Here is a 13,644-nt window from a genome sequence, read left to right on the forward strand (position 1 = left end):
GAGCCTTCGATGACCGTCTTCGTCATCCGACGATTGATGCAGAGCATTCTGGTGCTGGCCGCGACGGCCGTCATCGTCTTCATCGGCGTCTACGCCATCGGCGACCCGGCGGAGATGCTGATCGCGCCCGACGCGACCGCGGCCGAGCGGGCGCAGGTCGAGGCCTCGCTCGGCCTCGACAAGCCGCTCCCCGTCCAGTTCCTCGCCTTCCTGGGCAATGCGCTGCACGGCGACCTAGGCCGCTCCTTCGTGTTCAACCAGCCCTCGATCTCGCTGATCCTGGAACGCCTACCGGCGACGCTGGAGCTCGCTCTGGTCGCGATCCTGATCGCGCTGGTGCTCGGCATTCCGCTCGGCCTGATCGCTGGCCTGAAGCCGCGCTCCGTCACCGACGAGACGATCATGACCGGGTCGATCCTCGGCTTCAGCCTGCCGAATTTCTGGCAGGGCATGATGCTGGTGATGATCTTCTCGGTCTGGCTGGGCTGGCTGCCCTCGAGCGGGCGCGGCCCGACCGGGCACATCTTCGGCATCGAGACCAGTTTCGCCTCCTGGGAAGGCATCCGCCACCTCATCCTGCCGGCGATCAATCTCGCTCTGTTCAAGCTGGCGCTCGTCATCCGTCTGACGCGGACCGGCGTGCGCGAGACCATGCCGCTCGATTTCGTGAAATTCGCCCGGGCCAAGGGCCTCACCGAGCGCCGGGTCGTGCTGGTGCATGTGCTGAAGACGATCATGATCCCGCTCGTCACGGTGATCGGCATGGAGATCGGTTCGCTGATTGCCTTCGGCGTCGTCACCGAGACGATCTTCGCCTGGCCCGGCATCGGCAAGCTGCTGATCGACTCGATCATGCGGCTCGACCGCCCGGTGGTGGTCGCCTATCTGCTCGTCGTCGTCAGCCTCTTCATCCTGCTGAACTTTGCGGTCGACGTGCTCTATTCCATCCTCGATCCGCGCATCCGGCTGGGGCGGAACTGATGGCTCTCGCGAAACCTGCCCTGTTCGCGGCGCTGCGCCCCGACGCCGACAGCCTGCTTGCCCGCTCGCTGGCGGGCATCCTGAAGAGCCCGAAGGCGACGATCGCCGCCTGCGTCTGCATCGCGCTCATCCTGGCCGCCCTCTTCGGCCCGGCCCTTGCGCCACAGGACCCCTACGATTTGTCGACGCTCGACATCCTGGATTCCAAGCTGCCTCCCGGCTCGGAGAGCATGACCGGTTCCGCCTACTGGTTCGGCACCGACGTGCAGGGGCGCGACATGCTCTCGGCGATGATCTACGGCCTGCGGACCTCGCTTCTCGTCGGTGTCCTCGCCGGTCTCGTGGCGCTGCTTGTCGGCACCGTGCTCGGCCTCTCGGCCGCCTATTTCGGCGGGCGGATCGACAGCCTGATCATGCGGTTGGTCGATTTGATGCTGGGCTTTCCGACGCTGCTCGTCGCGCTGATGCTGCTCGCCATTCTCGGGCAGGGGGTCGGCAAGGTGATCTTCGCCCTCGTGCTGGTGCAATGGGCGATGTTCGCGCGCGCCGTTCGCGCTGCGGCGCTGGTCGAGAAGGGCAAGGACTATATCGAGGCGGCGCGCATGCTGGGCCTGTCGCGGCCGCGCATGCTCTTCGGCCACCTCCTGCCGAACTGCCTCTCGCCGCTGATCGTCATCGGCACGCTCCAGGTCGCGAATGCGATCTCGGCCGAGGCGACTTTGTCCTTCCTCGGCATCGGCCTGCCGATCACGCAGCCCTCTCTCGGGCTGCTGATCGCCAATGGCTATCAGGTGCTGCTCTCCGGCCAGTACTGGATCAGCGTCTATCCCGGGCTTTTGCTGCTCATCCTCGTCTTCAGCATCAACATCGTCGGCGACCGCCTGCGCGAAGTGCTGAACCCCCGTCTGGCGGAGCGCTGAGCCATGACCCCGGTGCTCGTCGTCGACAATCTCGAAACCCGGTTCGGCAGTGGCGCCGGCCTGGTCCGCGCCGTGGACGGCGTCTCCTTCAGCATCGACCGTGGCGAGATCCTCGGCCTCGTCGGGGAATCCGGCTCGGGCAAGTCGATCACCGGCTTCTCGATCCTCGGCCTGATCGAGCCGCCCGGCCGGGTCGCGGGCGGGCGCATCCTGTTCCAGGGCGAGGATCTGGTCGGGTTGCCGAGCGAGCGCCTGCGGCGCCTGCGCGGCAAGAAGATCGCGATGATCTTCCAGGACCCGATGATGACGCTCAATCCCGTGCTCTCCATCGAGACGCAGATGGTCGAGGCGGTGCTCGCCCATGACGCGGTCCCCTGGAAGGAAGCGCGCGAGCGGGCCCGCGACACGCTCGGCCTCGTCGGCATTCCCTCTCCGGAGGAGCGGCTGAAGGCCTATCCGCACCAGTTCTCCGGCGGCATGCGCCAGCGCGTCGCCATCGCCATCGCGCTGCTCCACCGGCCCGACCTCATTATCGCCGACGAGCCGACGACGGCGCTCGACGTCACCATCCAGAGCCAGATCCTGTTCGAGGTGCGCCGGCTGGCGACGGAATTCGGCATGGCGCTGATCTGGATCAGCCATGATCTTGGCGTTGTCGCCAGTCTCGCCGACCGTATCGCGGTGATGTATGCCGGCCGCATCGTCGAAACCGGCTATACCGACGACGTGCTCGACCGGCCGGCTCATCCCTATACGCGCGGCCTGATGGATGCTTTGCCTGCCAACGCGGCGCGGGGCGAGAAGCTGCGCCCGATCCCCGGCCTGTCTCCCTCTCCGCTGGCACGGCCGGGCGGATGCGCCTTCCGCACCCGCTGCTTCGCCGCGACGGAGATCTGCCAGCAGGAACCCGTGTTGCAAGGCGGCGATCACAGCTTCCGCTGCCACCATCCGCTGCCGGCCGGAGTTGCGGCATGAGCGAGGTGCTGATCGAAGGGCGCGGTCTGGTTCGGCGCTTCTCCCGTGGCCTGGATGCGGCGGAGAAGCTCGCCAGGGCTCTCGGTGCCAACGTCTCCGAGGAGGTCGTCCATGCCGTGGAGGGCGTCGACATCGCCATCCGGCAAGGCGAGGTGCTCGGTCTCGTCGGCGAGTCCGGCTGCGGCAAGTCCACGCTCGGCCGGTTGCTGGCAGGGCTCCTGCCACTCACCGAGGGCAGCCTGCTCTGGCAGGGCAGGGACGTCGCCTCGCTGTCGCGCAGCGAGGCTCTGGAGATGCGCCTGGCCGTCCAGGTCATCTTCCAGGACCCGATGTCATCGCTCAATCCGCGCAAGCGTGTCATCGATCTCGTCGGCGAGGCGCCGCGCGTCCACGGCCTGATCCGGCACGGCGAGGTCGACGACTATGTCGCCGAACTGCTTGAGAAGGTCGGCCTCGACCCTTCCTACCGCAAGCGCTACCCGCATCAGTTCTCCGGCGGCCAGCGCCAGCGCATCGGCATCGCCCGGGCGCTCGCGGTGAAGCCGCGGATGATCGTCTGCGACGAATCGGTCTCCGCCCTTGACGTCTCGATCCAGGCGCAGGTCATCAACCTGTTCATGGATCTGCGCGCCGAGCTCGGCCTGACCTACCTCTTCATCAGCCATGATCTCAGCGTGGTGAAGCACGTCAGCGATCGGGTTGCGATCATGTATCTCGGCCGCGTGGTCGAGACCGCGCCGGCCGAGGCGTTCTTCGCCGCGCCGAACCACCCCTATGCGACGGCGCTGCTGCGCGAACTGCCCTCGGTCAAGGAGCGGCGCCGCAGCTTCACCCCGATCCGGGGCGAGATTCCCTCGCCGCTGTATCCGCCGCCCGGCTGCACCTTCCACCCCCGCTGCCCGCGCGTCTTCGCGCCTTGCGCGCAGGCCCGGCCGCTCCTGAAGCCGGTCGCCGAACGGCATCTCAGCGCCTGCCATCTCAACGACGCCCCGGCCGTGCCGCTGCCGGCCGGTGGCGCCTGAAGAGGAGAGTTCGATGACCCGCAAGCACCGCCTCGCCGCGCTCCTCCCGCTGCTGGCAAGCCTCGCCTCGCCGGGATCGGCGTGGGCCACCGACCTCGTCATCGGCACGGCGAGCGAACCCTCGGCGATGGACCCGCTGTTTTCCCGCACCGGGCCCAACCAGAACATCGCGATGCAGATCTTCGACCGGCTCGTCGAGACGGATGCGCATCTGGGCATGCATCCCAGCCTCGCCGAGAGCTGGGCGGCGCTTGATCCGACGACCTGGCGGGTCAGCCTGCGCAAGGACGCCCGCTTCCAGGACGGCAAGCCGGTCACGGCCGACGATGTCGTGTTCTCGCTGGAGCGCGCCCGGAATGTCCCCAACAGCCCGGCGCCCTTCTCCAACAACGTCTCCGGCGTGGCTTCGGTCAAGGCGCTCGATGCGACGACGCTGGAGGTGAAGACCGATGTCCCGACGCCCGACCTGATGGAGAGGATCGGCTTCGTCTACATCCTCGAAAGGGCCGCCGCCGAGGGCAAGAGCCTGCAGGACTACAACAAGGGTGAGGGGCTGGTCGGCTCCGGCCCCTACAGGTTCAAGGAATGGGTGCCGGGGGACCGCGTGGTCCTCACGCGCAATGACGGCTATTGGGGACAAAAACCCGCCTTCGAGACGGTCACGATCCGGTTCATCGCCAATGACGCCGCCCGCGTCGCGGCCTTGCGCTCAGGCGCGGTCGACCTGATCGACGGCGTCCCGCCCGCCGATCTGCCCGTGCTGGAGAAGACGGCGGGGCTCAAGGTCCATGCGATCCCCTCGGCCCGGCTGATCTATCTGGCCCTCGACACGGCGCGCGAGGAAAGCCCCTTCGTCACCGACAAGGAGGGCAAGCCGCTGAAGCCGAACCCGCTTCGCGATCTGCGGGTGCGGCAGGCTCTTGCCAAGCTGATCAACGTGCCGGCGATCGTCGAGCGGCTGCTCAACGGGGCGGGAGTCCCGGCCGGCCAGCTTGTGCCGGGCGGCGTGGCAGGCTTCGATCCCGCGCTCCAGCCCGTCGCCTACGACCTCGCCGGGGCTAAGGCGCTGCTGCAGCAGGCCGGGCTGAAGGACGGTTTCGGCATCACCATCCATTCCTCGAACGACCGCTTCGCCGGGGACAAGGACATCGCCCAGGCGATCGGCCAGATGTTCGCGCGCGGCGGCATCAAGGTGAACGGCGTCGTGGCGCAGCCCTACAATGTCTATGCCGGCGCCGCGAGCCGCCAAAGCTTCTCCGCCTTCATCTTCTCCTTCGGCACGACGACGCCGACCGCCGGCCCCGGCCTGCGCAACCTGTTCATGACCGCCGACCCCAAGGCTGGAACCGGTGGCTTCAACCGCGCGCGCTATTCCAATCCGGGCTTCGACAAGGCGCTGGCGGAAGCGCTGACGCAGTTCGACGAGGGCAAGCGGATCGCCGCGATCCAGGCGGCGACGAAGATGGTCTTCGCCGAGCTGCCGGTGGTCCCGCTCTACTGGCAGAAGATCGCCTGGGCCTCGAAGGCCAACATCACCTATGAGCCGAACATGGCCGAGGACACCTCGGCGGCGCGCGCGGGACTGGCGAAATGAGCACCCTGTCGATGAAGGGCGGTGCTTCGGCCGCTTCCGAACGCTCGCCTGCGGCGGAGGCTGCCGGCGATGTCGTGACGCTGAAGGACGTGATGGTGACGATGCGGGACGGCATCCGGCTCGCCACCGACATCCATCTTCCGGCGCGGGACGGCCGCGCTCTCCCGGGTCCTTTTCCCGTCGTGATGGAGCGCACGCCCTATGGCAAGGCCGAGCGCTCGCGCGCCGAGATCGGCCGCGGCGAGGCCAGCCCGATGGCGCGCTCCGACGTGGCCGCCCATTTCGTCCGGGCCGGCTATGCGGTGGTCTATCAGGATTGTCGCGGCCGCTACGGCTCGGAGGGCGAGTTCGTCAAATACGTCTCCGATGCCGAGGATGGCTACGACACCTGCGCCTGGCTCGTCGCGCAACCCTGGTGCAACGGCAAGATCGGCACGATGGGCCTGTCCTATGCCGCCCATACCCAGGCGGCGCTGGCCTCGCTGACGCCGCCCGGCCTTACCTGCATGATCCTCGATTCCGGCGGCTTCTCGAACGCCTTCCTCTGCGGCATCCGGCAGGGCGGTGCCTTCGAGCTCAAGCAGGCGACCTGGGCCTATAACCGGGCGCAGGAAAGCCCGGACGCGCTCGCCGACCCCGTCGTCGCCGCCGGCCTCGCGGCCGAGGACCTGCATGCCTGGTTCCGCGTGATGCCATGGAGCGAGGGTCGCTCGCCGGTGCGCTGGGTGCCCGAATACGAGACCTATCTGCTCGACCAGTGGCGCGCCGGGACCTTCGGCCCCGAATGGAAGCGGCCGGGCCTGTGGCTTGAAGGCTTCTACGACGCGGTTCCCGACATCCCGATCATGCTGATGTCGAGCTGGTACGACGTCTATGTGAAGACCACCTTCGACAATTTCGCCGGCTTGAGCGCAGCGGGCCGCCGCCACGTCAACGTCATCATGGGCCCCGGCCTGCACGGGAACCGCCAATCCACCTTTGCCGGCGACGTATCCTTCGGCGAGGCCGCGCCCTTCGACGGCAATGTCGGCGCGAGCTGGCTCGATTTCCGCCGGCGCTGGTTCGATCGCTGGCTCAGGGACGAACCCAACGGCCTCGAGGCCGATCCCACCTTGCGCCTGTTCCTGATGGGCGGCGGCTCCGGCGAGAAGGACGCCGAGGGGCGGCTCGTGCAGGGCGGCCGCTGGATCGAGGCTTCGGCCTGGCCGCTGCCGGGCACGCAGCCGCAGGATTGGTATCTCCACGGCAATGGCGTGCTGTCGCAAGAGCAGCCGGCTCACGACGCCCCGTCCCTGAGCTATGATTTCGACCCGGCCGATCCGGTGCCGACCATCGGCGGCGCGCTGACCAGCGGCCAGCCGATCTTCGAGGGCGGCGGTTTCGACCAGCGCGAGGGGCCGCGCTTCTTCGGCTCGCGCGCTGCCGGCATGCCGCTGATCGCGCGCCGCGACGTGCTTGCTTTCGAGAGCTTGCCTCTGGAGCAGGACATGGCCGTGATCGGGCCGATCACGGTCGAGCTCTGGGTCGCCTCCGACGCGCCCGATACCGACTTCACCGCCAAGCTGGTCGACATGCATCCGCCCTCCGCGGACTACCCCACCGGCTTCGCGCTCAACCTGACGGACGGCATCTTCCGCTGCCGCTATCGCAACTCCTGGGAGAAGCCGGAGCCGATCGAAACGGAGGTTCCGTTCCGCATCACCATCGAGCCTTTCGCCACGGCGGCGCTGTTCAAGGCCGGGCATCGGATCAGGCTCGACATCTCCTCCTCGAACTTCCCGAAATTCGACGTCAATCCCAACACCTTCGATCCGGAAGGGCGGGGGCGCCGGCGGCGGATCGCCTGCAACACGGTCTTCTGCGACGGGCAGCGTGCCTCGCGGATCATCCTTCCGATCGTGCCGGTATCCTCGCTGCGCGACCTGTCGAGCATCGCGCGGTGATGGGGAGCATGTTCGAGCGGCGCAGCCTCGGGCTTGCCTGACGAAATTCAGTCGGCCCGCCAATTGAGTTCGACGGCGCTGCGCCCGACGGTGCGGTTGTAGCGGATGGCGGCCTGGATCGTCTCCTCGATGCCGGGACGGTCGGAGCTGCGCGGGCAACCCGTCGTCTCATGCGGCAGGCCTTGCTGCGTCAGCCAGCCTTCCCAGGCGCGCTCCAGGGCGTCAAGGCTCCGCGCCGTCTGGAAGGGCTGCGACAGGTAAAAGCGCTGCTCCCGATCCGAGCCGGCATAGCAGTAGCGCCAATCGGCTGCCCAGGCCGCCTGCGACGGCAGCAGGATGGCCAGCAGAACAAAAACGGCTCTCGCCGCGCCCCTGCGGCCATGCCCGGCTCTTTCGAACATCTTCGCCATCAGATCGTCCATGCTCATTGCCGTCAGCCCGCAGAGCCGCGTGCAGGGCAGGTCTCGTGCCATGTCCCGCAGCCTATCGCGGCAACCGGACGGGCGTAGGCCTATCCGCGGGTTTGGCTGGTCGGGATGCCGATAACGACGGGCCGGGCAGGAGCGTGGGTGACCTCTCGGGGAACGGAAGCGTGGGATCGTGTCGGGCGTGATTCGAAATTCCGTGAAGCGAGCGTCCCAATTTGAGGCCCGGCGTGGCCAGGTGCGGCGCGATCGAAGACGAGATCGATCCGGTCGATGTCGGCTTCGCCCGATAGCGGACAGTCGGTCCGGCGTTTGCAGTAGCCCTCTGAGATGGCCATATTAGCGTGGCTTACTCGGCAAGATTAACGCGATCTCGACCGTTGCCCTTTGCCCTATAGAGGGCATGATCGGCTCGCTCGATTAAAGACGGGAGGCCTTCATCCTCCCGCGCAATCGCGACGCCAAAACTGGCCGTCGGGTGAGCCTCACCCGCTACGGTATCAAATGCGATTTGTTTAAACGCTGTTCTTATCTCTTCCGCCAATTGGTAGGCAGAGGCGCTCGCGTTCGAAGGTAACAGGATTGCGAATTCTTCACCGCCAAGACGCGCCATGATCGCATCGCCGGGCGCCTTCTGCTTGAGAACCTCGGAAAACCTCCGAATGATCAGGTCGCCGCCGCTATGGCCGAATAGATCGTTGATCGATTTGAAGTGGTCGAGATCAGTAAGGATCATGGCAGGCGGGTTGCCGGCCGTCCGCTCGGCTAATGCTCTTAGTGCGCGCGGTTCGAAGCCGCGGCGATTGAACAATCCGGACAGGGTGTCGATCAGTGCATCAGTCTTGATTTCATCCATCACGTCGCTTGCAATAACCGCAAGCACACCAACAGCAGTCATCGCGCAGATAAGAGCATCAGAAATCGAAACGACAAGCCAGTAGGAATCTTCGAACCGCTCGCCGGAGGCCCCTGACGCGATCAGGAAGAGCGGGCGAAGAAGATAGCCTGCGCAAGATACGAGTAACAACCCGAGGAGCACCTGCTCGACCGGCGAGCGGCGCGGCGCCCTCGCGACATCCCACAACATCACGAGGCTGAGCAGGGCCAGCCCAGAATTGAGGATGATGACGCGGGCGAGCAGGTTCGGTTCGATGAACTGATAATAGTAGAGCGGTCCGAGCGTGATCGCAGCGATAGCAAGGAGAGCGCCGTAGCGAGGCTGCCTTAAGCGCCGATTGGACAAGCCGATAGAGAGCAGCATGATCGCGAACAGGAGGAAGATGTTCGCCGAATATCGCAAAGCCGGATTATCAAGGGAGAAGGCAAAGTAGAAAATGCCGAAGCACAGCGACCGAATCCCATACGATAGGCTAAGCACCCCTATATATTTCAGGGCGCGATTGTTTCGCCATATCGCTAGCAGCGCGATACAGAATATCGCGGCCATACTCGTGTTCAGCAAACCTATGACATTGTAATAGTTCATAGATCCAATCAGTAGCGAAAATCCGGAACCCGGCTCGCGTGATCGGAGAGGTTGCCATGATCGCGGTAAAGGCGAAGTGAACGTCATCCCAAAGTGAACGACCGCTATCGAGTGCAGCACCGAGGGCGTTGCGGGCCTTCACGTCGGGAGGATTGGCCGTCCCGAGGGAAAACCGGATGTCCTGTGCCTTCGGGGAAATCGTCTTTTCAACGACCCTCTCACCGAGCGGAATCGCCGTTGGAGCCCGCTGACTGACAACGGGAAGCGCCTATCCGGAGATTGGAGATGCCCCGGCTTTCAGCTCTGCCAGCGCGGCGGCATGCCCGAGAAAGGCGACGAAGCCGTCCACGGTGTTGCTGTAGCTCTCAAAGGTGCTCGGCTTCCGGCCAGTCGCCTGCGCTTCCTTCCACCAATCCGCAAGGATGCCTGTCAGGCTGGTCTTGCCGGCTGGCTTGGTAGTTCTAGGCTCCTCCGTTGGTTTCCATTCGGGGAACCGGGAAGCCCTCGGGGCGGGGCTATAGTCGCCCTCGGCATTCCGCTTGAGTTGCGCGGCGGCTTGCTCGGATGCTTCGCTGATGGCGACAAGGAGCCGCCCTCGGGGGCGCTTCGATGTTGAGGCCATGTCGGGCCAGCAACTTATCCACCTCCGGACCAAGCCACTGCTCCCGCTTGCCAGCGTCGCGAGCCTGCCGCTCGATCCCAAGACAGTGCTCCCGAACGGAAGGACTGCCGGGCTCGTCGGATAGTTCGGTTGTCAGCTCCAGATAGAAGACGCCGGCAAGGGCGATGACTTGCCTCTGTGCAGGGTTTCAGCCGGCGAGCGGAGCGCTCCCCAGTGCTTCTCAACCTCGGCCACGATATTCGCGTGAAGAGCGCGGGCCTCGGTAGGGTCCTTTGTCCGGAGCGAACGAAGAACCTCGCGTTTCCCAACGGTCGCCCGTAGGTCCTTTGGGACGACCCTGCGAAACCAATAGACGCCTGTTTTGGGATGCTTGAACGGCCGGGCCATTGCCAGGACCATGTGGATCACCCGATTGTATCACTCGGGCGTCCACTAAGCCGTCGATATCAGCTAAGGTGCTGACAAACCACCACTCTGGTAGATGAGTGGTGCCCAGGAGAGGACTCGAACCTCCACGCCCTTGCGAGCGCCAGCACCTGAAGCTGGTGCGTCTACCAATTCCGCCACCTGGGCAACGGCGGCTCGTTTACGGGGGGCTGATCGCGCTGTCAACGGCATCCGGAAAGAATTGTGTCGGCTTCGTCATGCGGCTGTTGAAAATCGCCGGTCCGCTGCGGCCCGGCACCCGCCGGAAAGCCGGCTTTCCCGGCTCTAGGCCCGCGGTGGACCATGCATCCGCATGCCGGCATGGCCGTTCTGCGCTGCATCGCCGCAAAAGGGATTTCCACTTTCGCGGAACATGATCTAGGAGGGCAGAAGCATTCTAAACGGAGCTTTCCCGATGGCCCTTCAAGCCCCGGCTCAGCAACTCGTCACGGTCTTCGGCGGCTCCGGCTTCGTCGGGCGCCATGTGGTGCGTGCCCTGGTCAAGCGCGGCTACCGGGTGCGCGTCGCCGTGCGCCGGCCCGATCTCGCAGGCTTCCTGCAGCCGCTCGGCACGGTCGGCCAGATCCATGCCGTGCAGGCCAATCTGCGCTACCCGGCTTCGGTCGCCGCGGCGGTCAAGGGCGCGGATGCGGTCGTCAATCTCGTCGGCATCATGAACGAGCGCGGCCGGCAGAGCTTCGCCGCCGTCCAGGCCAATGGCGCGCGCACCGTAGCGCAGGCCTGCGCTGCGGCGGGAATCGACCGGCTGGTGCAGATCTCGGCGCTCGGCGCCGCTGCCGAATCGCGCTCGGCCTATGCTCGCACCAAGGCGGAAGGCGAGAGCGCTGTGCGCCATATCGTGCCGCGCGCGGTGATCCTGCGGCCCTCCGTGATGTTCGGCCCCGAGGACGATTTCTTCAATCGTTTCGCCTCCATGGCGCGGATGATGCCGGTCCTGCCGCTGGTCGGGGACGGCAGCGCCAAGCTCCAGCCGGCCTTCGTCGGCGATGTCGCCGAGGTCGTGGCGCGTGGGGTCGACGGTGCGCTGGAGCCCGGCCGGACTTATGAGCTCGGCGGGCCGGAGGTGATGAGCCTGCGCGAGCTCGTCGAGGATGTCTGCAAGGTCATCGGCCGCAAGCGCCTGATCCTGCCCTTGCCGCTGCCGCTGGCCGGAATCATGGCGCGGGTGCTGGAAGTGGTGGATACGCTGACGCTCGGGCTGCTGCCGAACGAGCTCAAGCTGACCCGCGACCAGGTGACGCTGCTCGGCAGCGACAATGTCGTCTCCGCGGCTGCGAAGGCGGAGGGGCGCGATTTCGCCGGCCTCGGCATCGCGCCGGTTTCGGTCGAGGTTGAGGTGCCGTCCTATCTCTGGCGCTTCCGCAAGACCGGCCAGTTCGACACGGCGCGGGCGAGCTGATCGCGGCTCCCTGATTCGGCGAGGAAGGCGATGCCGTTCGATCTCGTCATCTATGATTGCGACGGCACGCTGATCGACAGCGAGACGGTCTATAGCGAGGTCAGTCTCGCCTTGTGTCACGAGATCGGGCTGACGAGCTGGACGCTCGATGACTACGACACGCAGATGGTCGGCATTCCGCTCGCTGACGGCTTCAAGGTGATCGAGGCGGCGCTCGGCCGGCCGCTTCCCGCCGATTTCGAAGGCCGCGTCGAGGATGGCGTCGCCGCCCGTCTCGAACAGGAGTTGCGGGCGCTGCCCGGCGTGCACAGCGCTTTGGAGCGTCTCGTCGGGCGCCGCTGTGTTGCCTCCTCGACCAGCCTCGAGCCCTTGCGGCGCAACCTGGCGCTGGCCGGGCTGATCGAGCTGTTCGACCCGCATGTCTTCTCGGCCTCGCAGGTCGCGCGCGGCAAGCCGGCGCCGGACGTCTTCCTCTTCGCCGCCGCGGAGATGGGCGCCGAGCCGGCCCATTGCCTGGTGCTGGAGGATTCGGTCCCCGGCGTGCAGGCGGCGCGTGCGGCGGGAATGCGGGTCGCCGGCTTCACCGGCACGGCACGCGACAAGGCGGCGATGCGCGAGCGCCTGCTGGCGGCCGGTGCCGCCATCGTCGTGGACAGCTATGCGGATTGGCCAGGAGCGGTGGCTTCGCTCGCGGCCTGAACGGCCTTTTCAGCTCTCATCCTGAGGAGCCGCGCAGCGGCGTCTCGAAGGATGTTCGAGACGGCCTTTCGGCACTCTCCTCAGAGCATGCTCGGCAGCACGCGGTCCGGCGGCTTGTGGCCGTCCATGAAGGTCTTGATGTTGACGATGACCTTCTCGCCCATATCGGCGCGGCCTTCATGGGTGGCCGAGCCCATATGCGGGAGGACCACGACCTTGTGCTGGCGTGCGAGCTTGAGCAGGCGCGGATTGATCGCGGGCTCCTGCTCGAACACGTCGAGCCCGGCGCCGGCAAGCTCGCCGGCTTCCAGCATCCGGGCAAGCGCCGTCTCGTCGACGATCTCGCCGCGCGCGGTGTTCACCAGAATGGCGTCGGGCTTCATCAGCTTGAGCCGTCGGGCCGAGAGCAGGTGATAGGTCGCCGGCGTATGCGGGCAGTTGACCGAGACGACGTCCATCCGCGCCAGCATCTGGTCGAGCGAATCCCAATAGGTCGCGCCGAGCTTCTCCTCGATGCGGGCATCGACCCGGCGGCGGTTATGGTAGTGGATCGACAGGCCGAAGGCGGCGGCGCGCTTCGCCACGGCCTGGCCGATCCGGCCCATGCCGACGATGCCGAGCCGCTTGCCGGTGATCCGCCGGCCGAGCATCCAGGTCGGCGACCAGCCGGCCCAATCGTCTTCGGGGATGACGCGGGCGCCTTCCGCGATGCGCCGCGCCACAGCGAGGATCAGCGCGATCGTCATGTCGGCGGTGTCGTCGGTGAGGACGCCCGGCGTATTGGTGACGGTGATGCCGCGCTGCACGGCGCTGGCGACGTCGATATTGTCCACGCCGTTGCCGAAATTGGCGATGAGCCTGAGCTGGTCGCCGGCCTGCGCGATCACCGCGGCGTCGATCTTGTCGGTCACGGTCGGCACCAGCACATCGGCGGTTTTCACCGCCTCGACCAGGGCGGCCTGCGACATCGGCTTGTCGTCGATGTTGAGTTGGGCGTCGAACAATTCGCGCATCCGGGTTTCCACCACGGCCGGCAGCTTGCGGGTCACCACGACCAGCGGCTTCTTCTTCGACATGGTGACTCCCCTTCCTGGCACACCGGATTGACCGCTTCTCCTCAACCCACCGTTA

The 13,644-nt window shown here is 66.2% G+C and carries 12 protein-coding genes and 1 tRNA gene; 8 read left to right on the forward strand and 5 right to left on the reverse strand.

The window, feature by feature from the left end; translation table 11 throughout:
* Positions 1–9 precede the first annotated feature (9 nt).
* From GGC47_RS19305 to GGC47_RS19330, 6 genes are read left to right on the forward strand one after another with little or no spacing between them, the layout of a single operon-like run.
* The gene (locus tag GGC47_RS19305; protein ID WP_038357710.1) at positions 10–981 is read left to right on the forward strand and encodes an ABC transporter permease; all 972 of its coding nucleotides are present in this window, start codon (positions 10–12) and stop codon (positions 979–981) included.
* On the forward strand, positions 981–1,901 hold the full coding sequence (locus GGC47_RS19310; protein WP_142023365.1) for an ABC transporter permease: 921 nt from the start codon (positions 981–983) through the stop codon (positions 1,899–1,901). Before GGC47_RS19305 ends, GGC47_RS19310 begins: the two co-directional genes overlap by 1 nt.
* A 3-nt stretch (positions 1,902–1,904) precedes the next feature.
* Positions 1,905–2,876, forward strand: coding sequence for an ABC transporter ATP-binding protein (locus GGC47_RS19315; RefSeq protein WP_142023366.1), 972 nt, complete (start codon positions 1,905–1,907; stop codon positions 2,874–2,876).
* Positions 2,873–3,898 (forward strand): ABC transporter ATP-binding protein, encoded by a 1,026-nt coding sequence (locus GGC47_RS19320; RefSeq protein ID WP_142023367.1) that lies wholly within the window; start codon positions 2,873–2,875, stop codon positions 3,896–3,898. Before GGC47_RS19315 ends, GGC47_RS19320 begins: the two co-directional genes overlap by 4 nt.
* Positions 3,899–3,911: 13 nt before the next feature.
* Positions 3,912–5,492, forward strand: a complete 1,581-nt coding sequence (locus GGC47_RS19325; RefSeq protein WP_142023368.1) for an ABC transporter substrate-binding protein — start codon at positions 3,912–3,914, stop codon at positions 5,490–5,492.
* A complete protein-coding gene (locus GGC47_RS19330; RefSeq protein ID WP_429068600.1) occupies positions 5,489–7,435 on the forward strand; it encodes a CocE/NonD family hydrolase in 1,947 nt (648 codons plus the stop codon). The genes GGC47_RS19325 and GGC47_RS19330 overlap by 4 nt, the downstream gene beginning before the upstream one ends.
* A 47-nt stretch (positions 7,436–7,482) precedes the next feature.
* Here the strand turns inward: GGC47_RS19330 and GGC47_RS19335 are convergent, their stop codons facing one another.
* The 4 genes from GGC47_RS19335 to GGC47_RS19350 all read right to left on the reverse strand — a co-directional run bounded on the left by GGC47_RS19335 (position 7,483) and on the right by GGC47_RS19350 (position 10,541).
* Entirely contained in the window at positions 7,483–7,908 is a 426-nt protein-coding gene (locus GGC47_RS19335) for a hypothetical protein (RefSeq protein WP_142023369.1), read from the reverse strand.
* Between the two features lie 301 nt (positions 7,909–8,209).
* Positions 8,210–9,346 carry a GGDEF domain-containing protein gene (locus tag GGC47_RS19340; RefSeq protein ID WP_142023370.1) on the reverse strand — a complete coding sequence of 379 codons (1,137 nt, stop codon included), beginning with the start codon at positions 9,344–9,346 and terminating at the stop codon, positions 8,210–8,212.
* Positions 9,347–10,100: 754 nt separating this feature from the next.
* Entirely contained in the window at positions 10,101–10,367 is a 267-nt protein-coding gene (locus GGC47_RS19345; protein WP_429068603.1) for a DUF6538 domain-containing protein, read from the reverse strand.
* 87 nt (positions 10,368–10,454) lie between these two features.
* Positions 10,455–10,541 (reverse strand) — tRNA-Leu (locus GGC47_RS19350).
* A gap of 268 nt (positions 10,542–10,809) precedes the next feature.
* On the opposite strand from GGC47_RS19350, the gene GGC47_RS19355 reads away from it, so the two are divergent.
* Entirely contained in the window at positions 10,810–11,814 is a 1,005-nt protein-coding gene (locus GGC47_RS19355) for a complex I NDUFA9 subunit family protein (RefSeq protein ID WP_038357720.1), read from the forward strand.
* Between the two features lie 30 nt (positions 11,815–11,844).
* Positions 11,845–12,513, forward strand: coding sequence for an HAD family hydrolase (locus GGC47_RS19360; protein ID WP_112764802.1), 669 nt, complete (start codon positions 11,845–11,847; stop codon positions 12,511–12,513).
* 80 nt (positions 12,514–12,593) lie between these two features.
* On the opposite strand, the gene GGC47_RS19365 is transcribed toward GGC47_RS19360, so the two are convergent.
* A complete protein-coding gene (locus GGC47_RS19365) occupies positions 12,594–13,589 on the reverse strand; it encodes a 2-hydroxyacid dehydrogenase (protein ID WP_038357724.1) in 996 nt (331 codons plus the stop codon).
* Positions 13,590–13,644 lie beyond the last annotated feature (55 nt).

It is taken from the genome of Allobosea sp. OAE752, from assembly GCF_050433265.1.
Classification (GTDB): Bacteria; Pseudomonadota; Alphaproteobacteria; order Rhizobiales; family Beijerinckiaceae; genus Allobosea; species Allobosea spartocytisi.